We start from the raw sequence: 26,569 nt of genomic DNA, 5'->3' as shown, positions 1-26,569 counted from the left end.
AGAGTTTGCTTTGTGTCCATCTACGATTAGGAATTCTATGAATTTTTTATTTTCCTACCATTATTCATGCACATTTGTCAATCACTTTTAACTTCATATATTAATTTTTTGGTAATGACCATTTATCGATTTCTGTCTGAATTATAGTTAGTTAGCCAATACTACAATTATTGTAGTCGTATTTTAATCTTTTTGATTGTATCATCTCGCTGCTTGACTAAGAAATTCTAATTACCTAAAGACTAATAATACCATTTTCAAAAAATAGTGTTACTAGGAGTGTTGAGATTAATACTATAGCGACCTTTTTTGAATTTGTATAAAAAATTATGCTTCTTCCACGGTTTTGATTTATCCTAAATTCCGCAACTATAAATCTTTAGTAATATGTTTTTTGAGGGTAAATTGAATTTATCTGGGAGAAATAAACTCTATGTAACGACAATATTTTTGTTAATTATGATGCCTAATAAATATACGACTAATATTTATTAAGTAGGTAAGCATAAAGTAAGCATTCAGCTATTAGCGTAAGGATTCAGCAATAAAAATGAATCTAAATAGCTAAAATTAGCCGATGATGTCCGCTTTTACCTAGACTTTTAATTCTCGCTCAACCTCAATTCTCAACTCCAGATAAATGGAATAAACGAGGAACGCTGAGAGCTGTTAGCGAAGCTCCTCTGAAAGAGGCTGGCTGACGGCTGAATGCTTACGGCATAAATAAACCTTAAAACGAAAAATATAAAAATCAAACTAGTGGTTTGTCAAACTTATTTTGATGGGTTATGAATTCTTAAAAGTCTTGAATGTCAAATAATTGCCTCAAACTTTTCTCTTGTCAAAGTTTTTAGCCTATCCAATTTAACTTCATAATTCTGAATTCAGAATTATGAATTCTGTGAAATGGTATTACCTTGTGACAATAGAAAAGATTTAGCAACCAATATTCTTGCATATTTAGGAAGACCAAATAGTGTAGGATATCAACAGGTAATGAGCAAGATAGCTCAACCCCAAATTATCAATCAAATCAAGGAAATTTTAGACAAAAATGTCAACAACAGCAACAGAAACCAGCGTTAACTATCTTCAGACTGGGAATAAATTATTAAGGCAAGGTAACTTCCTCGAAGCTTCTGATGCTTACCGCCAAGTAATTAAACTTAATCCTAAATCAGCAGTAGCTTATCAAAACCTAGGAGAAACTCTCAGTTTACAGGGAAATTTAGAGGAGGCAGCAAATATCTATCACCAAGCAATTCAACTACAGACAAATTATTCCTGGTCTTACTATAACTTAGGAGAAATTCTAATTAAACTTGAGAGGTTTGATGAGGCAGTTATTTATCTACGTCAAGCTATTGAACTTAATCCAGAGTTTCCCAAATTTTATCAGAGTTTAGGGTTTGCTTTGGCAAAACAAGAATTATTTGATGAGGCGATAGTTACTTATCGTCGTGCTCTTGAAATAGACCCCAATGCAATTTTAACTTATCAATATTTAGGTGAAGCATTAGCAAGTCAAAAACAGTGGGATGAAGCAATAGAAAGTTTCAATCAAGCTATTGGAATTAATCCCTATTTGTCAGAATATCATTTAGGTTTAGGCAAGGTTCTCGAAAATGCTGGTCAACTAGAACAAGCAATTATTTCTTACCATCACGCTCTTGAGTTAAATCCAAATTTAGCTGAAGCTTGCTATTATATTGGGTTAGGTTTAACCAAGTTGCAAAAGTGGGAAGAAGCTATTAATGCCTGTATGCAAGCTATCTCTCTTAATGTCAAAAATGCAGAAATTTATCATCATTTAGGAGCAGCTTTAGCCCAACTGCAACGTTGGGAAGAAGCGATTGCTGCCTATCAAAATGCAATTGAATTTAATCCAAATTCTGCAATAATTCATCATCAATTAGCTTATGCTTTAGCTCAACTAAAACAGTGGGAGGAAGCTGCGGTTGAATATCGTCAAGTTCTCATAATTAATCCAAATTCTGCAATAGTTTATGACCAGTTAGGAGAAGCATTAACAGAAATGCAAAAGTGGGAAGAGGCGATAAATTGTTATCAGAAAGCTGTAGAAATTAAGCCAGATAATCAAAAGTTTAATCAGCATCTACAGGAAGCATTGGCAAAAAGACAGGAACAGAATAAAACTGTAATTGAGTCTCATCTAAAATTAGCAGAAATGATGGAACAACAAGGATTTATTGATGAGGCTATTTCTACTTATCGTCGAGTAGTAAATCTTAATCCTACTGCTGCTGATTTGCACCATAAATTAGGATATAGTTTAGCTAGTTTAGAAAGATGGAATGAAGCTGTTTCTGCTTATCGTCAAGCTATTGAACTTCATCCAAATTCGGGAGTTGTACATTATCATTTGGGCGAAGCTTTGGCAAATTTAGGCTTAGATGAACAAGCAATATCTTCCCTAGAAAAAGCAATTCAACTTAAACCTGATTTGTCTGGCGCTCATCAAGCTTTAGAAAAATTACAAGCAAAACAAAAGTAACTTAACTGATATTTTTTCCACCGATAAAACAGTTAATAGAAACTTTTATTACTGCGCTCGTTTCGCTGCGCATTCATGTCGCGCAGCATTCCGTTTCTTCTATAAATTTCATTTGAGCTGATTAAAATTAGTGACTTATACCAATTACCGAATAATTAAGGTTTAAAGCCTCTCCTTTAAAGGAGAAACAAGAAAAAATTTTCATAATTAGTCAATCCTCTCCTTTTCAACAAGAGGTAATAATTAATAATTACCTCTTGTTGAACATGTATTAATGCTATACTTAAGCGACACTTCAATTATTAAGTAATTAACAGGACTAAATAACCTTTTTAATAATTATAGCAATCCTAAATTGGTTATGATAATTTTTATAATAGCTAATTTGAACTGAAAACCTTTAAAATTATGTACGTAGCTAATCCGACGGCGACCCTACTTGACTCCTGACTTCTAACTGCCACTAAAATATTACAACTTAAATAGGATTGGTATAGCACCCCAGAAGCGTGTTCATTACTCTTATGTTTACTTCTCCCCCACTCCCCTACTCCCCTGCTCCCCCGCTCAATAAAATTCTGACTTAAAAGTATATGTTTAGCGGCAATTGTGTCTCCATTTATTCACAACTTGTTCTCTGTAAAGCATTTGATTTCCTCGTCTCCGAATAAATTCATTATCATTAATAAAATAGCCCAGACGAGGATTAACAAAACCATTATAAGCAACTTCCACAGGAAAATTTCTCCAACCCGAATTATTTCTATTTCGACGTTCAAACAAAACTAATTTATTACTATTTTGATATCGACAAATGTGGATAATTCGATTCTCTGTTCGGAAAAATGCTTCCTGGGATAAATTACGATTTATACCTTCACAACTCAAATTATTATTGCCAAAAGAAGGCTGATTATAATTATCATAAGTTTGAGGTTGTGATGGGTTAGAAGCACCAGAACGGTTTTCATATTGACCATTTTTGAGATAATGATCGTAACCAGACTTAAATTCACCACGACGTACAGCATCTGCTACATCAGGGTTTTGTCGCAAATATTCTTGTTCATTGAATGTTTTAAAAGCACCAGAACGATTTTCATATTGCCCATATCTGACATAATGTTCGTAACCAGAGCGATATTTCCCTTGACGTACTAACTCTGCTACATCAGGATTTTGACGTAGATATCCTTGTTCGTCAAATTCTCTGGTGTAGTTTTCCGCAAGTGCTAGGGGACTGCTACAAATAGTTATAACCACTGTGGCGATCGCTACTATATTTGTTTTAATCTTATTAATATTGAGCATTTTTAACACCTCAAAAATAATTGTTCTTAATTATCAAGATATCCTCTCAGAGTTAGACACTGTAGAGGATTTTAGGTAGTTAAAATTTTTTTTTGCTCAAATCAGGAAAAAATTGCTCAAATTCCGATCTGATTAGACTTGTAAAGATTTTTTGTTCATTCCATAGCTCCTACCTAACTCCCTTAATATCCTGAAAGAGTTGCTATCTTCCTGAAGTGAATAGTACCAATTACAATTTAATTTCCGTTTGAGTCGCACTGCCACAGACAACTATTTGAGTAATAGTATCAGTGCCAATTTTTGAAGTGTCTACTTTTAGGATAATCCTGCTTTCCGATATTAGCAGTAAAATTTGGAATTCGCCTCATGTCTAAGATGTTGTGGTTAGGATAGTGGCATATATCTATCACTATTTCAATATCAAAGTTCCTATAGTTAAAGCATAGAGTTAATCAAGGAATTTAACAATGACATCTAACTTCTGCCTCGAGCAAGTCAACCCCCAATCTTCCTCTTTTGTTGCTGATACTAATACAGATTCTTGTATTACTATTGCGTGGCTTGACTTAATAGCATCAACAGTAGACAATTTTGATGGAGATGATTGGTTAGCCTTATGTGGTGATATTGACGAAGGTGAAATTTACCGAGATTGGTTTATTTGGCAAGATGTAGACTTTTCCCAAGAGTGGGAAGCTTACGATCTGGTTACTAACAAGATATTTGTGGCAAGAGACTTATCTTTACTTAAGGCTAAAATTGATGTAATAGAAGATGCCAGAAGCAACACATCCATCAGAAACTCAGAAAATTAATTATTGTGAAAAAATACTGTTATTGCAGGTAGCAAAACTTATCTGTTATCTGCATTGCTGCTTTTAATGTTTGTCATTATATATTGCCCCATACATTATCTAGCCCATCATTGATGAAAATCACAATTGACCTATGGCATAAATCACTTACATTTGATCTATTTCCACATAATATAAAAATATAAATTTAATTAACGAATACTATTAAAAATTTTACTTCAGTCTGCTCTAATACTTTCAGTATTTTTTTAATTACTTGATTAAATTTTCCTCAGGGAAACACAACGGTTTTCTTTAACTTTGCAGCTTGTTCAGGCTGCATTTTTTTTATTCTAGTACCATAGGTTATACCAAATCTCAAAAAGTTTGCTATATATCCTGAAAAAAAGTGTTATACCAATTCCCAAAAGCATTGCTATACTTAGGTCGCACTTCAGTTATTAAGTAATTAACACAGGGGAAATTACTTTTTTGCTATTTATTAATTAGCCCAGTTAATGTTTATTATTCTGTGGAATTGTTAAAGAGTCTCTGTTTTTATCAGAGCGCTTAATCAAATTGCAGCGTTTGCAATTTTAGCTGCGATATAAATTTGAATGCAGCGTTAAATTTAGCTATGGCGGTTATTGACTTCTGCGCGCACTAAAGTGACGGGGATTCTTGATTAAGCAGTCCAAAAGCGAACTCTTAAAGGCATAGTCAAATTGCCTCTACCAACTCCTTTAAGAGAAAATCCTAAAGTTGTTGCTACTTTTTTGAGAATATTAACTGCTCCATTAATATCGGCATTAACTAACAAACCATGTTGAGTTTGATCAAGTCCTCGTTTGATTAGTTTGCCTGATGCTTTCCAGCTTTCAGGTTTTTCACCGATTGTTGGCAGGAAATCATCATCTAAAAATGGGTAGTGGTATACAAGTAGCGATATATTAAAAAAAGTCAAGTACTCAAGGAAATACTATTTCTTTGAAACTAAGAATTTAAGATAATTTCTGTTAAGTGTTAAGTGTTAAGTGTTCCCTACCTCCACCCTAAATCACAATCATCAAAGGACTACCTAAAAATGGGTAGTGGTATACAAGTAGTGATATATTAAAAAAAGTCAAGTACTCAAGGAAATACTATTTCTTTGAAACTAAGAATTTAAGATAATTTCTGTTAAGTGTTAAGTGTTAAGTGTTCCCTACCTCTACCCTAAATCACAATCATCAAAGGACTACCTAAAAATGATGCTTGTGAGGTGTACGATTCCTCAGTTTCGATCAACTCAATGCTGTACAATTCCCATAACAAACTAATTCGTTCTTTAAGTTTTGCTGTAGGAATTTGTACAAATTTATGGTTGTTTTTGCTTGGGATATCAATGCTATCTTTTTGCCTTTTATTTCATCCAAAAACTATCCGACCAAGGCCATGCTCTAAGCAATGATTAATAACTAATCTCGCTGCTTTGTTCATGGCATCGCGCATTTGCCTATTGCGTTTCTCAGTTATGCCAGCCAATTTTTTTGACCAAAATCCTTGGGGTTTACCTTCTTTATTTGGTATTATAAGTAGGCGAGTTATTAAAATTAGGAAAAACTAATGGCAACAGCTATTTTGAACGGGGTTGTTTTAGCACAGAGCGATGAGTGTGAAATTGTCGAAGGTAATTATTATTTTCCACCAGATACGGTCAACCGTGAATATTTCAAAGAAAGCAATACCCATACTAACTGTTTCTGGAAAGGTAATGCGAGCTACTATGATATTGAAGTCAATGGTAAAGTTAATAAAGATGGTGCTTGGTATTATCCCAATCCTAAAGAAAAAGCCAAAAAGATTCAAAACTATGTGGCCTTTTATCCTACTGTGCAAATAGAAACCTAGGGATAAAAATTGGCCACAATCATTTTAATGATTCATTCACGAAATAACAACAAGAAAAAATTGTGTTTTTTCTAGCTTGTTGTGGAACAATAGTCTCTGAAGCGATTTTATTTATGGGGGTAAATGGGGTAAATAAAGTTCCTTAACTTTCTAGACATCCCAATTATTCTAATTATTACTAACAAGGAAAATGGTTTCTGACAGCCTCATTTTTATACTTTTTCTTATCTTCTTGATCCTCCTGTTTTTTGGCTCTGGTCTCTAGACTGCCAAAAATTATATCCTGAACTATTTATTCTAAGAGCTAATCTGTAAAAAATGATGATGTAAATATAGTCTGATATTGTCATTGCAAGGTGGGGATTTAACAAGCTAACCTTCTATAATATATTATCAGCCGACACAATGTTGAAGTTGACTGTTATGCCAAAGATTGCCACAGGGGTAATAATTGGGTAAATTATTTATGATTCCTCTTTAAGTCCCCCCTCGCAACGATCATGGAGAAGCTCCTTTAATATTTAGCTTATGAATCAGCTCTAAAATAAAATTTCCACATTTTTAGACATCTGACGTTATAATATTAGACAGGTGACTGTTAGAGGATGTCCAGATGCTATTCCCAGATCAAGTTTCTCAGAACTCAGAAACTGAACCCATCCCTAGAATCTATCAAATTTTAGGATTTGACAGAATACCTAAAAATGTTTTGGAATTACCCCAAGAACTGCAAATAGTCAGTATAATTCGTCAGGGATTTTCAATAATTTCTGTAATTAAAGTAGCAGAATATTGTGGTATTTCTGAGTCACAAATGGCTGCTTTATTAGCAACTTCCGAACGGACTATATCCAGGCGTAAGAAAGATCAGAAACCTCTTGACCTTTCAGAGTCAGATAGACTTTATCGTATTGCTAGAATTTTTGTACACACATTAGATGTATTTGAGAATGTGGAAACAGCAAGAGATTGGCTGAAAAAATCAAACCGTGCCTTAGCTGGAAAAACTCCTTTAGAACTATTAGATACAGATTCAGGCACACAACAAGTAGATGAACTTTTGAATAAAATAGAGTATGGAGTATATAGCTAATGATTAATGATTGATTATTAATGGCTAATGCTTGTTAGTCATCAATAAAAACCAATAGAAATAGGTGGGTATTCAACTACCTTTTGGTAGTTGAATAGTGAGTTTTAACTAGCTTTCAGCTATCAGCTAAAAATTCAAGGGTTTAAGTCCCCCAGTATAGTATATTTGGAAAAGCGCGTGTTGCGTGTTAATGGGGGTTATAAGACGCGGAGGAGTAACTCTAGATTATTCTCCCATTATACACCTTGAAAAACTGATAATGCAGTTCCTCTGTAAAAAGCTTATTGATACCTGAGTGCTAAGTGCTACTTTAATCATCCAAAAAAATCACGATAAATACTGCCTTTTTCTTCAAGTAATAGTAGTTAAAAATATAATAATTATGAGTTTAACAGTATGGCGAATTTCTCATAAAAAATACATTGATCTTGCTTTTACAGGTGAAGCTTATAGTCGTAGTAGAGGTCGTTGGAATTCTAAAGGAACAGCTTTAATATATACTTCAGCCACATTATCTCTAGCCGCATTAGAAACTTTAGTTTGTATGGAAATAGAAAACTTTGGTAATATATTTGTATCTATTAATGTAAAAATTCCTGATAATTTTCCAATTAAACAAGTAGATGAATCTATATTACCCCATAACTGGCGTGATACTCCTCCACCGGAAGCTTTAGCCTCTATTGGAGATAAATGGTTGACTTCTAAAACTACAGCAGTTTTGAGGGTTCCTTCTGCTATTATTCCCCAAGAATATAATTATTTGATTAATCCTCTACATCCAGATTTTGAGAAAATTTCAATTGCTCCACCTCAGCCTTTTATCTTAGACCGCAATCTAAAAAGTATCAACAAAAACTTGTTGGCAAAACTTTAGTATGGCTAAGAAAGAATTAGTAATGTTTTTCCAACTGTTCCCTATTCCCTATTCCCTATTCCCTATTCCCTATTTGTAATAATTATCTAGCTCAACTCGATCGGAATTGTAATTATAAATTCTGTACCTTTTCCGATCTGAGAATTACATTCTAGTTTTCCTTGATGTTTTTCCACAATAATTTGGTAACTAATCGAAAGTCCTAATCCAGTTCCTTTTCCAATAGGTTTTGTGGTAAAGAAGGGGTCAAATAAATTAGACCTCACTTTGTCACTCATTCCTCCCCCATTGTCAGCAATTAAAATTTGTACCCGATTATCTTCTATTACTTGAGTTTTAATCCGAATACAACCAGTATCACACTGTTTTTCTCGATCGGATTGAGCATCTTCAATTGCATCAATCGCATTACCGATAATATTCATAAATACTTGATTGAGTTGTCCTACATAACATTTGATATTAGGAAGTTGACCATATTCTTTAATTACTTCAATACCAAGAGATCCAGGTTTCGGTTTGAAGCGATTTTGTAAAATCATTAAGGTGCTATCTATTCCTTCATGCAGATCGACTTCTTTAATTTCTGCTTCATCCAGACGGGAAAAATTTCGTAGTGATTTAACAATCTCTAGAATTCTTTCTGTTCCAATTTGCATAGATTTGAGCACTTTTTTGAAATCTTCTTGGAGGAAATTTAATTCAATAGCTTCAATTTCTTTCTCAATTTCAGGATGGGGATAGGGATAATGATTTTGATAGAGTTGAAGTAAATTGAGCAAGTCTTGAGTATAATCTGTTGCATAAACAACATTTCCATGAATAAAGTTAACTGGATTATTAATTTCATGGGCAACTCCGGCAACCATTTGACCTAAGCTCGACATTTTTTCACTTTGAATCATCTGAGCTTGAGTCCATTTCAGTTCTTCTAAGGTTTGCTCTAGTTCTTGTTTTTGTGCTCTTAATTGAGCTTCTGATTCTCGTAAAGCACTCTCGGCAAGTTTGCGATCGCTAGCTTCAATCGCTAAAGAAACTATGTTAGCAATTGAACGGACAAAAAATTCATCCTCAATAGTCCAATATTTGATTTGACTGCACTTTTCTATACAGATAAGACCAACCATTTCTCCACCGATCCAAATTCCTGCGTCAAGCATAGAAAAAATATTTAAAGGTTGAAGATAATTATCTAAAAATTCCTTGGTTTTAGGATCGTTGCGAGCATCATTAGCTGTAATAATATTATCTTTTAGTGAACTAACCGCTTGCAAATAATTAGGATAATCCTTGAGGTTAAGATTTACTTCTCTAATATGTTCATTGAGTTTGTGTTGGTACAAATCTAGAGATTTTAAATAAGTTTTTGAGTCGTCATACAACCAGATTCCCACTCGCTCAACCTCTAATATTTTTGCAGTAGCTTCCGTAATTGCTTGTATACCTGTTAACAAATCTCCTTGATTTACAGCTCGGTTTTGAGCAAGTTCTATTAATATTTTATTATCATTTTGCAGTCTAGTTTGGCTTTGTTTACGTTGGCGAATTTCCAAAAGTAGCTGTTGTTGAGTATAATTTAATTCGTCTAAAGCCTGTTTTTTTTCTTCTAGTTGCTGTTCAAGTTCATCAGTTTGAATAATCACTTGACCAGCTAATGGACGGAGTAGTATAACCATGCCACCAGTACCCAAAAGGCTTAAGACTATTATGACAGTTCCAATGGTAATAAGCTGACGATTCACTGGAGCATACAATTCCTGACGTTTGATGGCGATCGCGAGTCCCCAATTTACTTGTGATACAGGTTCAAAGGCAACTTTTTGACCATAACTCCATAAATTTGGTTTAACAACTATCAGTCCATTTTCTTGAGAAACTACTGTTTTTTCCAACACTTTAGCAATTGATTCAGATAAACTTTCCCTTTCATTTTTGGAGGACAAAAATAATTTTACCTCTTGTTTTTCTAAGGTTCCTAAAAATACTTCTACACTTTGACCTAGCCCCGTATTATTTGTGACAATTTTTTCTAAACTTTTGGTTTTAAATAAAACCAAATCTGTACCTACTTGTTGTTTTTTTGAGTTAATAATTGGTTGGCTAATAATGAGATAAGATTCATTTTTGAGGCGAATTGGATTGCTAATTTTAACTTTTTTAATTGGCAATTGCCAATGTTCTTGAGGGATGGGTAAACCAAGTTCAACCACTAATTGATTATCTCGACCAAAGCGACTAATTCCAACCACATCTTCAGTCTGATTAAAAGCATCTTTCAGATAGTCTGCCATTTTATAAACAGCAGCATCAGAATAGTTTGGGTTGCGGTTATAAGATTCTAATTCTCGTCTTGCTTGAGTACGACTAGCAATTTGTGCAGCAATATCCTTAGCTCTGAAAAGAAATTCTTCTACTGCTACAGTTCGAGCTCGTAAAGCTAACTTTAAGTTACTTTCTGCGTTTTTTCTAAGTTGTTTGTAGAGTGGCAATATACTTATTATTGCTAACAATACACTGATAGTAAATATTCCTACCGCAGAATAAAAGATTAACAACCTTTGTAATTGTTTAGAGTTCATTATTTTTCCGAAAAATTAATTTGGCCAGCCTCCCTCTTAAGCTTGGGGTTATTTTATTCTTGAGGAAATAGCTATGGGCGAGATTTATGTAATATCAAATCCGCCTGCAATAGAAGTTTTACAAAAAACTAGGTTTATGGGAGGTAGATGTTAGTATGGTGAGGGATTTAATACAAACTCAGAATAATATACTTTTTTATAAATAATAATCCTAAATGATTTGTGAGAATTTTTATAATAGTTAAGATTGACGAAAAAACTTGAAAATTATGACTCCTGACTCCTGACTCTTAGCTACCACAAAAATATTACAATTGAAATAGAATTGCTAAAGAATAATAAGTTATTTTCAATTATCATGTATTGAAGAAATACTTATTCAAAAATTTTTACTTTTCAATAAGTATTTCCTCTCCCCTGCTCTCGCAATAAATTAAGTACCTTTACAAGATTAATTTAACATTTTTAATTTTTAAGGGAGTAGGGAGGTTGCATTTAAGGTCTGTAAGGAGTAGGGAGTAGGGGAAAAAATATTTGTATACTTTTATCTTAACATTGGTTGAAGACCCGCGCTCTCCCGCAGGGGAGCGTCGTATGGGAAAACCAATCAATAAGAGCGGTTTTTACAATAGTGTGCTATACTTGCCCAAACTAGGCTGCTGGGCTAGCAGTATCAGCGCCAGTCGCTCATGGGGGAGACCCCCAAGACCGCGCTGGCTTGTCTGTGGAGCGACCGTAAGACCAGAAAGAGGTTCGACCTTGGAGGCAGGTGCTATGTTAGCGCAGCTCCTCTGAAAGAGGCAGCAGAAACCCAAATCGTGAGGTTTGGGAATCCCGCGTTGTCGCGTCAGCGCAACGTCGGGAGGATGTCAATGTACTTGACTACCATGAACCCGAGGATCGGCTTGACTTGCTTTAATTGGTGCTACTGGAGCATCAAATTCAGAACCTTGACCAACTGTACCATTATATGGTAAGGAACTTCCGGCAACTAAAGCCTCTATATTTGCTGCCATGACAGACTTCGGTATCTCTCCAATAGTCTGGCCAACTTCAGTTCCCTCTCCATCTAAAAACACAAAATGGGGAATACCATCTACCCGGTATTTAACCAATTCTGGTAACCACTTGCTATTATCCACATTCAACATCACAAAGTTGGTATTCTGAGCATATTGTTGTCTAATTTCCTCCAACTCAGGAGCCATAGCTTGACAAGTCGTACACCAATTAGCATAAAATTCAACTAGGGTAGGCTTATCATTACTTAACGCTATATCTAGAGGTGTTGCAGTTTCAGCCATTTCATTTAGGGAAACGGAGGCCGTCTCAGTTCGTAGTCCAATAAAAATGGTTACTGATAAAGCGATCGCTACCAAAACAATAATGAAATTTCTCAGGCGTATCGCCAAAGAGGAACTGTTTGTAGGATTAGATGAGTTTACGTTCATTGTCAGAAAATTAAATAATTATTACAATTGCCGAAAAAGGGTTAAGAGCAATGTCTCTTTTAGGGGGGGCATGAAAACAAGGTAGCCGTTAAAGCCAGACAATTACAGTCGTCTTCTTATATAGTATAATTAACTAGAATTTCAAGGTAGAAAAATATATGGTTGTCAGCAAGTTTTAGTTAGTCAAACTTTAGATAGCTCAACCACACAATAAAAATACAACTTTTTTAGGGATGTTCTGTCGAATGTCCCTATTGTATTCTAATATAATAAAAACTACTGTAACTAAATAATCAGATAATGAAAAAAATCAATTTTCTAATTGAGAATAAGAGGATTAATCCGTGAAAAAACGAGTAACGTTAACATTTCCACAACGGTCAATTCATATGCCGATTACCTATAGATTAGCAAAAGATTTTAATGTTGCTGCTAATATTATTCGTGCTCAAGTAGCACCAAATCAAGTGGGTAAATTAGTGCTGGAATTATCAGGAGATATTGATGAGTTAGAAGCTGCACTGGAGTGGATGAGACTGCAAAATATAGATGTATGTCTAGCTAGTAGAGAAATTTTAATCAATGAAAATAGCTGCGTAGATTGTGGTTTATGTACTGGTGTATGTCCTACAGAAGCTCTAAGTTTACAACCTGATACCTTTCGTCTCAATTTTGTCAGATCCCGTTGCATTGTATGTGAACAATGTATTCCTACCTGTCCAGTTAAAGCAATTTCTACTAACCTATAAAATAATGTGAAACCAATACCTTTACTTTCTTTCACTCTACTTTTAATGAGTTATAGCATTTTTGGCTGGAGTCTAGCCAATGCTGAAGTTTCTCTGTTTTTATATCTAGTTGTTATAGCTGGGATTTTTTTATTCTATGCAATTTTAACCTTTCGTTTACTTGATTTGAAAGCAATAGTTCCATGGTTTGAATCTGATATTTTTAGTTTTATTTCTGCAATTATTATTGCTTTTTTATTTGTAGTTTTCATTAGATGGATAAACATTTTTATCCATGCTTTAGTATTAGTATCTGCAGGGATATTAGCAAAATTAGAGACTCAAGTTTATGGTTTAAAAAAATGGCAATCTTTTGGAATTTTACTAATTATTTCAGAGGGGAGTCTTTTTCTGGGAACTGCACTTTACATATTGATCAAAAACTATAAATAGTAATCCTATTTCTTTATGTTTGAATATTTTGTACAAGTTGGGAGTGGGGAATTACTAAAGCAAAATTTTAGATAAAAATAACTGTAATCCTAGTTGCAAAAAATACTACTATCTTAACTTTTTTTGAATCCAGAATTCAGAAGTAGGAGAAGCCTGAAGAGAGGCAGTATCTGACAATTAAATTTGAGGGGTCAGATCAAATCCGGTTAAACAGTTATAGAAAGGTTTAAGTCGTAATTGAGTCAACACACACCTAACCCCTCCCAGGAGGGAAAGTCAGGAATCAGAAGGAGAGAGAATCACTTTGATGAGCGTAGTTATGACCATTGGAGAATTTTTTTCTGTCCAATCAAACGGATTCGACATCATACCATTTATCAGGCAACTTTATTTGATAATTATTTTCTGCTTTGTAACTTAGCATTATCCTCAAAATTCCCCAACCATAATCACTAATTCCCTTAGCTAAATTGTGGTTTTTCACCATGTTTTTGAGTGCTACTTTAGTGCTAGATTTTCTACCGCAACATAGGATCAATATCAGCAATTTAGCCTAGGGTATTTGTATAAATGTAAAGCATAGTTATTATAGACGTTTAAAAAATTGTCACAAATAAACCTACCAATAATAGTTAATTTCTGAGATAATAAGAAATAAGCGTTTAACTGTTCTTGACCCCTACCTATCAATGGTGGGGGTTTTTCATATTCAATTACCGAATAATTAATAATTAAATAATTAAATAATTAAATAATTCAGCTTTGTTAGCCTCCCCTTTCAAGGGGAAAAAGCGGTCGTTTACGGAGCATTCCGTCACGATGGGATGGCGAGGTCTCCTCGCTTGCCTCCAATCGACCAAGAGAAATAAATTTTTTCCCTACCGCGTCAATCCTGTTCCTTTTAGGGAGAGGTAATTATCCATTATCCATTATCCATTATCCATTAATGAATGTACAATTTTAATTCACCCCAGATATCATCATATTAGTACAAATGTCTTATAGGGAGAAATTACTGTAATCTTTTTTACAAAAAATATGAATTCATATTTTTTTTATATTTAAAAATTGGAATGAACAACTCATTGACTAACTTACTATCTTTGACTTTACCACTCTTCTAATTTCTTCTAGCACTAACATTGTCAATTGTTCAGGAGTATCTTGACTATCTACAGTAACATGAACATCTGCATTGGCATAAAGCGGCCTTCTTTCCTCCAAAATAGCCTGAAGTTTAGCCAAAGGGTTACTATTTTGAAGTAAAGGTCTAGTCCGATCGCCTTGCAAGCGACTATATAACACCTCTACTGGCACATCTAACCAAACTACTATACCATGTTGTAAATAACTCCAGTTAAAAGGTTTTATAACTATACCACCACCTGTTGCAATAGTCAATTTTTTGTAACTACATACTTCTGATAATATATTTGTTTCCAACTCCCGAAAAGCTGCCTCACCCTCAGTAGCAAAAATTTCGCTAATTGACTTGCCAGCAGCTTGAGAAATCAAACTATCCGTATCTAGAAAACGATATCCCAATTGTTGGGCTAACAAATGTCCCACAGTTGTTTTGCCAGCGCCCATCATTCCGACTAAATAAAGATTTACTCCCTCTAACAATTGCCTATTACCAATATCCATAACTTATCAAAATAATTAGGTCTAAAACCCCGCCCCCTAAGGCAGAATGTTTTTGGAGGATTGCTCAAAATACCCTTGACAAAAACAACTTCTGACTTCGTTAAGAGTGACTATACGGAAAAACTATTAAACTTAACCAAACTTATTCTGGCTCTGACTGACCACCTGGTTTATTAGCTTGCTCAGGAACTTCGCCTTCAGTCTCTTCATTTTCAGTAGGTTTAGATGGATCTGCAGGAGGGGGAGGAGTAATCACCCGATAATCTGCATCATACACAGATTCGGTTTGACCAACCCCAGAACTACTAGGGTCGCGATAACCATAAGAATAGACAGAACCCGACCAAGACTCTGTTTTTGGCTGTTGTTCCGCTTCATAATTTTTCTGTGTAGAATCTTGATTAACAGACCCTTGTGCCTCTTCAATATTTTGTTCGCTGGTACTACTGTCCCAAGAATGACTAACTTTAGGAGGTCCTTGTTCCCAGTCATCAAAGTTTTCATCTTCCTTAGTTGGTTCAGAATCTTTATTCAGGTTAAAGGAGCTTTGAGAATCTGATATTCCTTGAGACTGTGAATATCTATCCCTACCTTGCCCAGTTTGATTTTGATGCTGAGATTTTCTAGAGCGAGGTCTGGAAGGTTGAAAACTTCGTTTAAACAGGTAATTGGAAAGTTCAAAGATGCCATAAATCAACAAGTAAGTGATTATACCTGCAATCAGACCTCCTAAAATCCATACAGATAGAGGTATAGGTATAGATTTTAACCCCAGAAAAGTTAAGGACAAACTAGGAGACCAATTTTGCCAAGCAAATAAGGCCAACCCACTGATTACAAAGATTAAAAAAAATAACAATAGTAAATTCCGACTTTTATTCATGGCCTATCCACCGTTTAATAGGAACACAATCTAAACCAAATTGATCTAAAGCACGAGCTACCACAAAGTCTACCAAATCTTCTATAGTTTGGGGATTATGATACCAGGCCGGGATTGCCGGGACAATTCTTGCTCCTGCTTCTGCCAGAGTAGTTAAATTTCGTAAATGAATTAAGCTCAAGGGTGTTTCCCTCGGCACCAAGATTAGTTTACCACCTTCTTTTAATTGTACGTCTGCTGCCCGCTCTAGTAAATCTGAACTGAATCCAGCAGCTAACTTACTTACTGTTCCCATGCTACAAGGGATAATTATCATACCCTGAGTTCGATAGGAACCACTAGCAACATTTGCCCCTATATCTTGCCAAGGATGACAATAGAGTTTACCGTTACTTTCTTCTCCAGCTTGTTCTCGCCAGAATTTTTCTTGTCTAGTTGGTTCTGCAGGCATTTTAATATTTTTCTCTGCTTGCCAGACTGAATAAGTAGCTTTTGATGCTACTAAGTCAATAGTATAATTAGCTGCCAGCAAAAATTTAATGCTTCTAACAGCGTAAATTAGTCCTGATGCTCCTGTAACTCCGATAACTATCGGTAGTTTAGGAGTAGAAACAAAATTACTCATGTTTGAATAAATCTTCAGAAACTTCCTTTCATCTGCTAGGAGATTGGGGTTGCAAAATCAGGGAAAGATAGATCAAAAAGTAGATATTTTTTGATCTATCTTTCCTCAACTAATAAATAGTTGAAAATCAATTATCATTCGTTAAATCTACAATGCCAATATATTAGAAAGATTTGGCAATTATGGAGATAGGACAATTTTTTTATACCTAATTAAACGGATTTAGTATTATATCATGTCTGGAACGGAGCGCGATTAAACGGATTTAGCACTACGCCGACTCGGTGTTTGACATTGCTAAATCCCGTTTTGCTACGCAACATATTTGCACAGCATGACAAACGGAAAACGCGGAGCTTTTCCACACAGAAAACTCTCTGGTGAGATTACTTTTGACTTGCGCGTAGCGCTATATCTTGTCAAAGCAACTAGAAAAAAGGAAGAGGATGTATTTCAATTTCTCGCCCACTTCCCTACTCTCTGTTAATTAGGGTTTGCTTATGGAAAGTCTTTTGGTAGGGGTAGGAGACAGGAGACTGGAGACACGAGACTGGAGACACGAGACTGGAGAAATGGAGATTATAGAGGAGGTAGTCGTAAAAATTGTCCCAAGATTTTTCTGCCATAATCATCCCAAAATACTAGCATGCATGAGCTTTTTGGACCGAAACAGGCGCACTTTTTTCGACCAAAAAAGGCTCAAAGCAATATCTGTCAGTGCTTTGATATTTAATCAGCAAGCCCTAATTAGACATCTCCGATAATTCACTTGAAACAACTATAAAAAGGTTGTTAAATCTTAATTTCCGGAGATGTCTATTAATTAGAACCGATAAGGATTACTCGAGGAGGAGAATTCTTCATCATCAAAAGCGGTGCTGCCACCACTGACTGCAACTAAGTCAATTTGCTGGCGATAATAATCAACACTCTTGACCTGTACTTCTACCATATCTCCTAGTCGGTATTGGTTACGGTTTTTGCGTCCGACAAGTGTTTGTTGTCGCGAACGATATTCATACCAATCATCTTTCAGAGAAGATACATGAACTAAACCCTCTACTCTGAAAGTTTCTGTAGACTCAGAGGCAATTTCAATTTCTACAAAGAAACCGTAAGACTGCACTCCTGTAATCAAACCTTGGAAAGTTTGACCAGTGCGTTCCTTCATTAATCCAGTTTTAATTAATCCTTCTAAGTCTTGTTGAGCATCCTGTGCCACGTTTTCTCGTTCAGTTAAATGCACCACTACTGATGTTAGTTGTGCTTCCAATTCTTGCTGTATTTCTGGAGCTAAAACATTCCAGGATATTTTGCCATGACATGAAGAATGTCCTAACTCTACACCTTCTTTAGAACGACTAGAACGGCGATCGCGACCTTCATTAAATACAGTATGTAAGACTCGTGAAATCAATAAATCGGAATATCTCGAAATTGGTGATGTACAATGAATATAACCATGTTGTAAGGCTAATCCAAAATGAGGTTGAGCCGTGGTGCTGTAAATTACTTGCTTCAAAGTATCTTCGAGCAAGTATGTTAGCACTCTTTCTGATTTTGGTGCAGTAAATGCCTCAACAAATGCTTGATAGTCAGCTGGTTGTACATCTTCTTCATCTTCTAGATATAAGTCAGCTCCAAGATTGCTAGCTAACTTAATAAATTCTTGAATATCTCCTGGATCTGGGGAATTTTGGACCCGATAAATTGCAGGTACTCCTAGTGCTAGCAAGTGACTCGCTATTGCTTGGTTTGCCAAGACGATTAATTCTGCTACCATGGAACGAGCTGGAAACATCTCAGGAACTATCATTGCTCCTAAGGGTCCTTCATCGTTATAGTAGCTTTTTTCATCTGGTAAATTTAGGTCAAAAGCACCTCTTCGTAATCTGGCACTTCGGACTGCTTGACTAACATCTTGAAGTTTATTGATGGCACTCTCGAGTTGCTCTAAGTTTATATTAACTAATTCCTCTGTATTGCCATTAATAATTTTTCTTGTTTGCTCATAGCTGAGATGAGCATCTACCTGGATGACACTAGGTTCAATTTCAAACTCAACTATCTGACCGTTTTTATTGACAGTTATCAAAATAGATATAGCTAGTCGATCTTTTTCTGGTAGTAGGGAAAAGTAATCACTTGATAATCCCTCTGGTAGTATAGGAACTACTTGATTTCGCAGGTATATACTGATACTTCGCTTACGAGCTTCTTTATCTAGTTGGGAGTCTGCTTTAATAAAGTAGGCTACATCAGCAATGTGAACTCCTACTCGCCAATAACCAGAGGTTGTAGTTTCTATACTCAGAGCATGATTAATGTCTTTCTTGTTGATTTCTCCAAAAGAAATTGTGAGTAGTTCACGCAAATCTAGTCTATTTTTTTGATCTGCTTTAGTAGAATGGTTAACTAGAGATTCAGCTTCTTTGAGAACTGCATCCGGAAAAGACCGGGGTAAGTCATGTTTGCAACATACTATGTCTAGGTCATCTGCTGCTTCTGCATCTGAACCAAGAATCTGAACTACTCTTCCTATAGGACGTTTTTCTCCTAGGGGATAACGCAATACTTCGACATGGACAAGGTGGTCTATAGCACCTGCTAAGTCTGGACCTTCTGGTACTAAGTCGAGTTCAAATAGTAGGCGATCGTCTAGGGGAACTGCTCGATAGTAGGGATCTCCATTGTGCCCATTGATTTGTTTGATTCTTGCTAATAAGGAAGGGTTAGCACGTTCTAATATTAACTTTACTTCTCCTTCCGGACTCCGGCGACGACTGCCTTCTTTGATAATTTTGACAAATACGCGATCGCCATTCCAAGCATTACTCAGATGACTTTCCCGAATGTAAATATCTTCTGTTCCTTCTGAGTCTTGTATGGCGAAGCAAAATCCTTTACTGGAACAGCGAAGTTTTGCTTCTACAACTGCCTCTTCCAAAAGTCGCCGATAGCGACCTTTGTCTTTGGCTAGAACTCCTATTTTTTCTAGAGCATCTAAGGCAATTTGTAATTTGCGGATACTTTGATCGTCCTGACAATCTAGTTTTTTCTCCACTGCTTTGGGAGCAACTAATTTGTCATCACTGAAATTTGCTAGGAGTGTAGCGATGGAAAATTTCATGCAGCGTTTTATCCTTTTTCTTATCGGTTATACTATTCTATAAATTAGTCTGCCATTCAGTATTTCACCCTGGTTTCCTCAAGTTAGCAGATCGGTTGCGTTCATGCTAGTTTTCCGTTCCTAGAAATCTACAAAAATCAGCTAACTTCTATAGATTATCTGATTGATTGTCTACTTCTATTCCTGCTTAAACCTGGAAGTGTCGGCACTCTCCAGTCCACAGGCTATAACGGTCGAACTGACTGCCATAGCTAAATTTTGGGCTACCTTTCCTACCGAATGCTCCGCAAACATGTCGCGTAGCGAAACAGTCTGGGATTTTGATGTCTTTGCTTGAGACCATCAAAACTTCCTTTGGGGATATTCCCATTACAGCATTTTATAGTCAGGTGGGCATCCTGCCGTTTCGAGTTGGTAGCACTCCCTGTTCTGCTACATTGCCATTGACTGGTCATACTGTGGATTTCAAAAACCCGTTGTTTGGGTAATTCAGGAGTCTCACTTTTAACTAGAACAGTTCATTATCTTGCAGCCAAACATTAATTGTAGCAGATTATGCCAAAATCAAAACCCGTGTGTCGTTATTCACCCAGCCGTTGAAACGCTCTAACTAACTTTAAGATAGCCCATTAGACCTCTCCGAAAAATATATAGACTTTTTGTAAAAGTAGGGAACAGGGAACACTTAACTGGGAACAGGCAAGAGATTTTAAGTAAAAATGTACAGAAAATGATTTTGTTAGGAAATTTTACAACTCTGGCTTATGGTAAATAAAGGACAAGTTTATTTTCTGGAGATGTCTATTTTTTGTTTATTTATTCTATAAGAAATTGTCACTAATTTTGGCCTGTCTTGTTTGTCAAGTACCTAGTGCCGCTACACGGAAGTCAAAAGTATTGATTGGTAAAGCTTTTATGATTTTGCAGGTAACGGGTTATTTTCACCAAGCTCCACTACTAGCTAAACTCACAGCTTTCCTTTCAGACATAAAATGCTTATTGGGTTTGCTGTTAGTAGAAATCTACGAAAATCAATAAAATATGGAATTATCTGATTTGTTGTCTATTTCTATTTCTGCTTCGTCCTGGCAGTGTCGGCACTCACCAGTCGACAAGCTGCCACGGCATAACTGACCGCCATAGCTAGATTCTCTCCTAGCATTTAAGTCTTTATCACAACTGAACCCACAGTTAGAGCAATTGAACACTCTCTCGGACAAAGACCAAAGATTGTTTGATGTTCCCACAATTAGAGCAAGTTTTAGAGCTAGGAAATGATCTATCAATGATGATTAGTTCCCCACCATATAGTTCACACTTGTACTCTAGCTGCCTTCTAAATTCATAAAAACCTATAGAAGCAACAGCATTTGCTAGCTTATCCTGATTCATTTAAGTCTTCAATTACTATCCGACTTTGGTTTTTAGCTAAATAGGATTTAAACTTAATTTATGTCATCTTTTCTGATGTTGGCTATTTTGCTATGTAGTCGAGCTATTTTTATAAGACAGATAATTGGAGATTATTTATAGATAATACCAGATTATCGCCAACAGTTACTAACCCTCCTCCAATAGACTAATTACCAAAACAATTGAAGATTGATTCAGAATTAGTGGGCATAGGTGGAGCAATTTCTATTTGGTGGAGTAAGCAAATTGAGGCAATGGAGAATTTATTAGAGAAATATTTCCCTCGCCGTGGCTACTTCTGTTAACCTCCCCCTATTGTTGTTTTAATGGCCTTATATTGTGATTTGGCCTGTTTTTGGTTAAATTTTATGATAGCTTCAAATTAGACTTCTGGCAAAAGTAATTTTTGCTAATGTACTAAATTGGACATTGAAATTTCTTCAGGTTTCACCAAGTAAAGAATTATGTTAGAACGTTTTCGAGCTTCTTATCCTAGAGGTTGCTTCATCTGTGAGTTAATTACTATTCATAATGGCAAGTATGTAGTTCGTGTCTTAGTCCAGGTGAATGGTGAAACTTTAGCCACTGGATTAGGGTCTGCTGATACTGTGGAGTTGGCGGAAGACAAAGCCAGAGAGCGATCGCTTGCTACTCTTACACTTGATACATCTTTTTCTGCACCTCAAACTTCTATTGAACTTTCTCCATCTCCATCTGCTACCAAACATGAACCACAATTTACAAAATATGTCAATACTCCTTTACAAATAAAAACAGAGGAATTACCAACAGCAGGATTAAATCTAGATTTAAATGAAGTTTCTGATAGTCCAACTGTTTCGTCTGGGTTAGAGGCATCAGAAATTTCTACCCCACTCGAAAAAGAGGAATTACTAACAGCAGAGTCTAGTATTAATTATGATGATGTTTCTCAGCCTACTCAAAATTCAAGTGCATTTGATAATAGTTGGTTAGATACAGACTATAGTCAGGAACAAAAGGAAAAAAAGATTGATGAAACTACAGAATCACTAATGGATTCGACAAATCATCTAGAAAGTAAAATAACTACATCAGAACCAATAAATTTGAGAAGAGACTTAGCTGAGTCAATAAATAGTAATAATGAAATTTATTCCTCAGATTTATCACAGGATGTATCTGATAATAATGTCAGTATAGATATCTTAATGGATGGTTTGGGATGGACAAAAGAGCAGGAGCGAGATTTTCTAGAGCAAAATTATGGTCAAAAAACACGCCAATTTTTAACAACTGAAGAGTTATTGGATTTCCATCAATATTTAGATATGCTACAGAAAGTAACCAAGGAAATTAAGGGTCAAGGTTGGAAAGCAAAGCAACAAAAAGATTATTTTGAATATAACCACAATAAAGAATCTCTGGAACAATTAAGTGTAGATGAATTACAAAGTTTTTTGCTGTATTTGGAGGTATTTGCCAAAACTACTACTGAAATTAAACGTTTGGGTTGGAATGCTACAAAAGGAAAAACTTTTCTCAAACAAAATTATGGAGAGGAGGGTCGTACACGCCTTTCATTTGATAAATTGCAAGATTTTTTACAACGTTTAGAGGGGTGGGATACGCCGGAATAGATGAAGTTAGGACTCAGAAGTTAGAAGTTAGAAGTTAAATTTGCAGCACTAACTAAATTTGAGAGGAGTGAGAATGTCCTAACCGCCCTGGCGGCCTATAGAAACAATTTGGTTCTTTTACATTGATTTTCCTCTATACAACATTTACGCCTTTGTTGAATTAAAAATCATGTATATGGGCGATATAAACCATCTAAACTTTACTATATCACAAAAACTGTGAAGATGTAACCGAAAATCTTTTGACGTGCGATTTTTTAAGAGCTTCAGAGAATGAAAATGTTTGTGATTTTCCACTAGGGAAGTTAATAGATGGAAAGATTTAATGATGGGAAAAATTTAATTTTAATCTTAAAAAGTAGGGAAGAAGGGAACATTTTTCAATTTTTTTCCTGTATTGCCTAATAACCACTCCAGACTCGTAACTCAAAAATTTAATCACGAGTAAAGATACCAAATGGCTTCTATAGTTAATTGAATAGGAATAGGGGCAAAACTAGGGGACAATTCTTTCGACTACTTCCTCTAGAATTCCCGGCTTACTTCTGACTCTTAATTACTCCCTACTCCCTACTCCCTACTCCCTAAGATGGAGATATAGGTTGAGAATTTGAGGGATTACGGTTATAAACTTGGTCTATTATGCCGTATTCCATTGCTTCTGTGGCTGACATAAAAAAGTCTCTTTCTGTATCTTCGGTAATTTTTTCTATGGGTTGACCTGTATGTTCTGCTAAACATTCATTGAGATATTTTTTGAGGTACAATATCTCTTTAGCTTGAATTTCAATATCTGTAGCTTGACCTTGGGCACCGCCTAATGGTTGATGAATCATAATGCGGGAGTTGGGTAGACTCATTCTTTTGCCTTTTGTTCCTCCACTCAGAAGAAATGCTCCCATACTAGCAGCTATTCCCATACAAATAGTACAGACATCGGGCCGAACGTGTCTCATTGTGTCATAAATACCCATCCCAGCACTAACGGAACCACCGGGGGAGTTTATATAGAGATAAATATCTTTTTCTGGGTCTTCTGAGTCTAAAAATAATAATTGGCCTACGATCAGGTTGGCCAAGTCAGAATCTATGGCTTCTCCTAGATAAATTATGCGATCGCGCAAGAGTCGAGAGTAGATATCGAAGGCTCTTTCGCCACGGCCAGATTGTTCAATAACGGTTGGAATCATAGTCTTTAACTCAAAATTTTCAAAATTTAAAGGTCAACAATATTGACATCAATAATATGTATATATTAGCGATTAGAGTCTAACTTTAGCAAACTTTTTTTGATTTGAATTTAGCTAGATATTATTAGGGTTTGTTATGTAGAAGCCATTTGATATCTTTTTCTAATATTCCTCTAAAATATTTCAATTGAATCAAAAACGTAACATCAATCCTAAATATATTAACCTATTTATCGACTGTGATAAATTCACTTTGCTCTGAATCTAAAATGTTTTGAATTTCCCGAAAATTTTCTTCTCTAGTTTCTCTAAACAGGATACCAAAGATCGGATGTGGCAGATACAAATATAATTTAGCATTAAGAAAATAGCTGAACCTTTTTTCAACTTAGACTTTTCTGAAAAATTTATTCTACTACTGATATTTGTAGGGTAAGGATGAAAAAAATACTATTTATTGACTGTGATAAATTCACTTAGGTCTGCATCTTAAGATATTTTGAATTTCCCGAAAATTTTCCTCTTTAGTTTCTATAAACAGGATACTAAAGATAGGATGTGGTAGATACAAATATAATTTAGCATTAAGAAAATTGCTGAACCCTTTTTCAACTGAGACTTTTCTGAAAAATTTATTCCACTACTGATATTTGTAAGGTAAGGATGAAAAAAAATACTATCTATCGACTGTGATAAATTCACTTAGGTCTGAATCTAAAATGTTTTGAATTTCCCGAAAATTTTCCTCTTTAGTTTCTATAAACAAGATACCAAAGATAGAATATTGTTTGTAATCTATCTTTCTTAACTCCACGGGTTTTTCAAAATTTGCCAGCAATTTATCATAATTAAATGATGTAATCTCATTAACGTTTTTACCAGTCGAATTATCTAATATAACCAAGCTAAATAATTTTCCTTCTTTTCCTTGAATAACTTGACACCAATCTGGCTTTTTTTGGTAGTAAAAATATAAGTAGGAGTTAAAACCATAAGCTAAGAAAGATAAATATGCGGTACTGCACCAACCACCAAATCGAATTGGATTTACTTCAATAGGTAATAAAAGACCATTACTATTTCTTCTCAACTCAATATGTACTGGAAAGTTTTTCACTTTAGCCAAATTACCAATTTTTTCGAGAAAATTTGTAAATTCGTCAAGGTTACTTTCAATAATTTCTTTGGATGAATAATAAACTCTGTCACTAACACTATTTTCTGAAGAAAATATATGTTTAAAAATCCCCAGGATAACTGGTTAGCCAATGGAGTTATAATAAGCATCAATAGCAAATTCTTCGCCGTCTATATACTCTTCAATGATAAATGAATTAGTATTCAATACACTTTCAGGATATAAGTTTATTGTTTGATCTATTTCCTCTGTGATTAAATCGATGGTTTTCAGCCATTCCTCATAACTTGAGACTTGATAAACTCCCATGCTCAAAAAACCAATTGTTGGTTTAATAATAAATGGTATGGGAATTTTATCAAGTTCAATTGTTTTTAGGTCTTTTTTAGGTATTTCTTTGAAGTAGAAGTTGGGAAAGATTGATTTCGTTAGCTGCCGGAATTTCCACTTATTCTTAAATAGCTCTATTTTTTCAGGTATATCGGTAAAATAGAAATGTTCTGATATCCAATGATAGGAATTTTCAGAAGTAGTGTAAATAATTGGATTATCTAATTGTTTAACTATCTCAATTGCTTGCTCTTCAGTAATTATCTTTGTGCCATTATAAAGGTTCATTTTTTAAGCTATATCTGTACCTACTACAGGAATAGCATTATCTCTAACAGTAGCTTTAAAAAATTCTGAAACGTATGGTTTATCTACAAAGAACATAGTTAATTTTGAAAATATAAAATAGCAAGTATGTTTTATTATAATAGCAGATGCCACTATAATTTGGTATTAAGAAAGTTGCTGAACCCTTGTCAACTTAGACTTTTCTGAAAAATTTATTCCACTACTGATATTTGTAGCCTTACTATAACGTCTGAGCATCTATCGAGAATTTTTCTGATGACTACTTTGGAGATTTTCATTGGCTATCTTTTTGATGGAAAGGATGCAGAAAATATTCTATCTCGGCCGACTCATTACTATAACGTCTGAGTATCTGTCGAGAATTTTTCTGATGACTACTTTGGAGATTTTCATTGGCTACTTCTTTGATAGAAGGGATGGATAAAATCTTCTATCTCCGCCGACTTATTACTATAACGTCTGAGTTTTTTGTAAGGGCTTGATTCTGGAAAAAAAGGAATTTTTCTGATGACTATTTTGGAGATTTTCATTGGGTACTTCTTTGATGGAAAGGATGTAAAAAATATTCTATCTCGGCCGACTTATTACTATAAC

At 35.1% G+C, this 26,569-nt stretch carries 23 protein-coding genes and 1 pseudogene; 12 read left to right on the top strand and 12 right to left on the bottom strand.

Going from position 1 to position 26,569, the window contains the following annotated elements:
• Positions 1-906: 906 nt before the first annotated feature.
• Together ACP6PM_RS06550 and ACP6PM_RS06545 are read left to right on the top strand one after the other, a co-directional pair.
• Positions 907-1,086 carry a hypothetical protein gene (locus tag ACP6PM_RS06550; protein ID WP_426582956.1) on the top strand — a complete coding sequence of 60 codons (180 nt, stop codon included), beginning with the start codon at positions 907-909 and terminating at the stop codon, positions 1,084-1,086.
• Entirely contained in the window at positions 1,055-2,515 is a 1,461-nt protein-coding gene (locus ACP6PM_RS06545) for a tetratricopeptide repeat protein (RefSeq protein WP_426582954.1), read from the top strand. The genes ACP6PM_RS06550 and ACP6PM_RS06545 overlap by 32 nt, the downstream gene beginning before the upstream one ends.
• A 597-nt stretch (positions 2,516-3,112) precedes the next feature.
• Here ACP6PM_RS06545 and ACP6PM_RS06540 read toward each other — a convergent pair.
• Positions 3,113-3,826 carry a hypothetical protein gene (locus tag ACP6PM_RS06540; RefSeq protein WP_426582952.1) on the bottom strand — a complete coding sequence of 238 codons (714 nt, stop codon included), beginning with the start codon at positions 3,824-3,826 and terminating at the stop codon, positions 3,113-3,115.
• 467 nt (positions 3,827-4,293) lie between these two features.
• On the opposite strand from ACP6PM_RS06540, the gene ACP6PM_RS06535 reads away from it, so the two are divergent.
• Positions 4,294-4,641 (top strand): hypothetical protein, encoded by a 348-nt coding sequence (locus tag ACP6PM_RS06535; RefSeq protein ID WP_426582950.1) that lies wholly within the window; start codon positions 4,294-4,296, stop codon positions 4,639-4,641.
• Positions 4,642-5,305: 664 nt separating this feature from the next.
• Here ACP6PM_RS06535 and ACP6PM_RS06530 read toward each other — a convergent pair.
• Positions 5,306-5,584: a hypothetical protein gene (locus ACP6PM_RS06530; RefSeq protein ID WP_426582948.1), complete on the bottom strand. Its 279-nt coding sequence runs from the start codon at positions 5,582-5,584 to the stop codon at positions 5,306-5,308.
• 641 nt (positions 5,585-6,225) lie between these two features.
• Between ACP6PM_RS06530 and ACP6PM_RS06525 the strand changes: the two genes are divergently transcribed.
• From ACP6PM_RS06525 to ACP6PM_RS06515, 3 genes are all read left to right on the top strand, one after another.
• Positions 6,226-6,510, top strand: coding sequence for a DUF427 domain-containing protein (locus ACP6PM_RS06525; protein WP_426582946.1), 285 nt, complete (start codon positions 6,226-6,228; stop codon positions 6,508-6,510).
• Between the two features lie 613 nt (positions 6,511-7,123).
• Entirely contained in the window at positions 7,124-7,603 is a 480-nt protein-coding gene (parS, locus tag ACP6PM_RS06520) for a type II RES/Xre toxin-antitoxin system antitoxin (protein WP_293093167.1), read from the top strand.
• A 382-nt stretch (positions 7,604-7,985) separates the two neighbouring features.
• The gene (locus tag ACP6PM_RS06515) at positions 7,986-8,480 is read left to right on the top strand and encodes an RES family NAD+ phosphorylase (RefSeq protein WP_426582945.1); all 495 of its coding nucleotides are present in this window, start codon (positions 7,986-7,988) and stop codon (positions 8,478-8,480) included.
• A gap of 86 nt (positions 8,481-8,566) precedes the next feature.
• Here ACP6PM_RS06515 and ACP6PM_RS06510 read toward each other — a convergent pair whose 3' ends face one another.
• Both ACP6PM_RS06510 and ACP6PM_RS06505 read right to left on the bottom strand, forming a co-directional pair.
• Positions 8,567-11,059, bottom strand: a complete 2,493-nt coding sequence (locus ACP6PM_RS06510; protein WP_426582943.1) for a GAF domain-containing sensor histidine kinase — start codon at positions 11,057-11,059, stop codon at positions 8,567-8,569.
• Positions 11,060-11,928: 869 nt separating this feature from the next.
• The gene (locus tag ACP6PM_RS06505) at positions 11,929-12,510 is read right to left on the bottom strand and encodes a thioredoxin family protein (protein WP_426582940.1); all 582 of its coding nucleotides are present in this window, start codon (positions 12,508-12,510) and stop codon (positions 11,929-11,931) included.
• A 344-nt stretch (positions 12,511-12,854) separates the two neighbouring features.
• Here ACP6PM_RS06505 and ACP6PM_RS06500 point away from each other — a divergent pair, with 344 nt between their 5' ends.
• Together ACP6PM_RS06500 and ACP6PM_RS06495 are read left to right on the top strand one after the other, a co-directional pair.
• The gene (locus ACP6PM_RS06500; protein WP_426582939.1) at positions 12,855-13,259 is read left to right on the top strand and encodes an NIL domain-containing protein; all 405 of its coding nucleotides are present in this window, start codon (positions 12,855-12,857) and stop codon (positions 13,257-13,259) included.
• A gap of 6 nt (positions 13,260-13,265) precedes the next feature.
• A complete protein-coding gene (locus ACP6PM_RS06495) occupies positions 13,266-13,691 on the top strand; it encodes a hypothetical protein (protein WP_426582937.1) in 426 nt (141 codons plus the stop codon).
• Between the two features lie 349 nt (positions 13,692-14,040).
• Here ACP6PM_RS06495 and ACP6PM_RS06490 read toward each other — a convergent pair whose 3' ends face one another.
• The 5 genes from ACP6PM_RS06490 to ACP6PM_RS06470 form a co-directional block, all read right to left on the bottom strand.
• Positions 14,041-14,178 (bottom strand): hypothetical protein, encoded by a 138-nt coding sequence (locus ACP6PM_RS06490; RefSeq protein ID WP_426582935.1) that lies wholly within the window; start codon positions 14,176-14,178, stop codon positions 14,041-14,043.
• Positions 14,179-14,780: 602 nt separating this feature from the next.
• Positions 14,781-15,338 (bottom strand): shikimate kinase, encoded by a 558-nt coding sequence (locus ACP6PM_RS06485; RefSeq protein WP_426582933.1) that lies wholly within the window; start codon positions 15,336-15,338, stop codon positions 14,781-14,783.
• Between the two features lie 142 nt (positions 15,339-15,480).
• Positions 15,481-16,221 (bottom strand): hypothetical protein, encoded by a 741-nt coding sequence (locus ACP6PM_RS06480; protein WP_426582931.1) that lies wholly within the window; start codon positions 16,219-16,221, stop codon positions 15,481-15,483.
• A complete protein-coding gene (locus ACP6PM_RS06475) occupies positions 16,214-16,846 on the bottom strand; it encodes a flavin prenyltransferase UbiX (protein WP_426582929.1) in 633 nt (210 codons plus the stop codon). The genes ACP6PM_RS06480 and ACP6PM_RS06475 overlap by 8 nt, the downstream gene beginning before the upstream one ends.
• 823 nt (positions 16,847-17,669) lie before the next feature.
• On the bottom strand, positions 17,670-19,976 hold the full coding sequence (locus ACP6PM_RS06470; RefSeq protein ID WP_426582927.1) for a ribonuclease R family protein: 2,307 nt from the start codon (positions 19,974-19,976) through the stop codon (positions 17,670-17,672).
• Positions 19,977-20,299: 323 nt separating this feature from the next.
• Between ACP6PM_RS06470 and ACP6PM_RS06465 the strand changes: the two genes are divergently transcribed.
• Positions 20,300-20,464, top strand: coding sequence for a hypothetical protein (locus ACP6PM_RS06465; protein ID WP_426582925.1), 165 nt, complete (start codon positions 20,300-20,302; stop codon positions 20,462-20,464).
• Positions 20,465-20,807: 343 nt separating this feature from the next.
• The gene (locus tag ACP6PM_RS06460; protein WP_426582923.1) at positions 20,808-21,014 is read left to right on the top strand and encodes a hypothetical protein; all 207 of its coding nucleotides are present in this window, start codon (positions 20,808-20,810) and stop codon (positions 21,012-21,014) included.
• A 153-nt stretch (positions 21,015-21,167) separates the two neighbouring features.
• On the opposite strand, the gene ACP6PM_RS06455 is transcribed toward ACP6PM_RS06460, so the two are convergent.
• Positions 21,168-21,368, bottom strand: coding sequence for a zinc ribbon domain-containing protein (locus ACP6PM_RS06455; RefSeq protein ID WP_426582921.1), 201 nt, complete (start codon positions 21,366-21,368; stop codon positions 21,168-21,170).
• 203 nt (positions 21,369-21,571) lie between these two features.
• On the opposite strand from ACP6PM_RS06455, the gene ACP6PM_RS06450 reads away from it, so the two are divergent.
• A complete protein-coding gene (locus ACP6PM_RS06450) occupies positions 21,572-21,694 on the top strand; it encodes a hypothetical protein (RefSeq protein ID WP_426582919.1) in 123 nt (40 codons plus the stop codon).
• A gap of 159 nt (positions 21,695-21,853) precedes the next feature.
• Entirely contained in the window at positions 21,854-23,008 is a 1,155-nt protein-coding gene (locus tag ACP6PM_RS06445; protein ID WP_426582917.1) for a hypothetical protein, read from the top strand.
• A gap of 584 nt (positions 23,009-23,592) precedes the next feature.
• On the opposite strand, the gene clpP is transcribed toward ACP6PM_RS06445, so the two are convergent.
• Positions 23,593-24,198 carry an ATP-dependent Clp endopeptidase proteolytic subunit ClpP gene (gene clpP / locus ACP6PM_RS06440; RefSeq protein ID WP_426582915.1) on the bottom strand — a complete coding sequence of 202 codons (606 nt, stop codon included), beginning with the start codon at positions 24,196-24,198 and terminating at the stop codon, positions 23,593-23,595.
• A gap of 676 nt (positions 24,199-24,874) precedes the next feature.
• Positions 24,875-25,954: pseudogene (locus ACP6PM_RS06435) on the bottom strand (ATP-grasp domain-containing protein).
• Positions 25,955-26,569: the final 615 nt, after the last annotated feature.

It is taken from the genome of Dapis brunnea BLCC-M229 (genome assembly GCF_050015995.1).
Lineage (GTDB): Bacteria > Cyanobacteriota > Cyanobacteriia > Cyanobacteriales > Microcoleaceae > Trichodesmium.
The sequence above is the reverse complement of the archived record's forward strand: the minus strand, read 5'-3'. Positions and strand labels throughout refer to the sequence as shown.

Excerpts from the sequence above, each read along its gene's own strand:
- ACP6PM_RS06485 (WP_426582933.1), bottom strand. The coding sequence starts at position 15,338 with ATGGATATTGGTAATAGGCAATTGTTAGAGGGAGTAAATCTTTATTTA.
- ACP6PM_RS06525 (WP_426582946.1), top strand. The coding sequence starts at position 6,226 with ATGGCAACAGCTATTTTGAACGGGGTTGTTTTAGCACAGAGCGATGAG.
- clpP (WP_426582915.1), bottom strand. The coding sequence starts at position 24,198 with ATGATTCCAACCGTTATTGAACAATCTGGCCGTGGCGAAAGAGCCTTC.
- ACP6PM_RS06470 (WP_426582927.1), bottom strand. The coding sequence starts at position 19,976 with ATGAAATTTTCCATCGCTACACTCCTAGCAAATTTCAGTGATGACAAA.
- ACP6PM_RS06445 (WP_426582917.1), top strand. The coding sequence starts at position 21,854 with ATGTTAGAACGTTTTCGAGCTTCTTATCCTAGAGGTTGCTTCATCTGT.
- parS (WP_293093167.1), top strand. The coding sequence starts at position 7,124 with ATGCTATTCCCAGATCAAGTTTCTCAGAACTCAGAAACTGAACCCATC.
- ACP6PM_RS06540 (WP_426582952.1), bottom strand. The coding sequence starts at position 3,826 with ATGCTCAATATTAATAAGATTAAAACAAATATAGTAGCGATCGCCACA.
- ACP6PM_RS06550 (WP_426582956.1), top strand. The coding sequence starts at position 907 with ATGGTATTACCTTGTGACAATAGAAAAGATTTAGCAACCAATATTCTT.
- ACP6PM_RS06545 (WP_426582954.1), top strand. The coding sequence starts at position 1,055 with ATGTCAACAACAGCAACAGAAACCAGCGTTAACTATCTTCAGACTGGG.
- ACP6PM_RS06465 (WP_426582925.1), top strand. The coding sequence starts at position 20,300 with ATGTCTTTGCTTGAGACCATCAAAACTTCCTTTGGGGATATTCCCATT.
- ACP6PM_RS06535 (WP_426582950.1), top strand. The coding sequence starts at position 4,294 with ATGACATCTAACTTCTGCCTCGAGCAAGTCAACCCCCAATCTTCCTCT.
- ACP6PM_RS06510 (WP_426582943.1), bottom strand. The coding sequence starts at position 11,059 with ATGAACTCTAAACAATTACAAAGGTTGTTAATCTTTTATTCTGCGGTA.
- ACP6PM_RS06475 (WP_426582929.1), bottom strand. The coding sequence starts at position 16,846 with ATGAGTAATTTTGTTTCTACTCCTAAACTACCGATAGTTATCGGAGTT.
- ACP6PM_RS06480 (WP_426582931.1), bottom strand. The coding sequence starts at position 16,221 with ATGAATAAAAGTCGGAATTTACTATTGTTATTTTTTTTAATCTTTGTA.
- ACP6PM_RS06490 (WP_426582935.1), bottom strand. The coding sequence starts at position 14,178 with ATGGTGAAAAACCACAATTTAGCTAAGGGAATTAGTGATTATGGTTGG.
- ACP6PM_RS06515 (WP_426582945.1), top strand. The coding sequence starts at position 7,986 with ATGAGTTTAACAGTATGGCGAATTTCTCATAAAAAATACATTGATCTT.
- ACP6PM_RS06505 (WP_426582940.1), bottom strand. The coding sequence starts at position 12,510 with ATGAACGTAAACTCATCTAATCCTACAAACAGTTCCTCTTTGGCGATA.
- ACP6PM_RS06455 (WP_426582921.1), bottom strand. The coding sequence starts at position 21,368 with ATGAATCAGGATAAGCTAGCAAATGCTGTTGCTTCTATAGGTTTTTAT.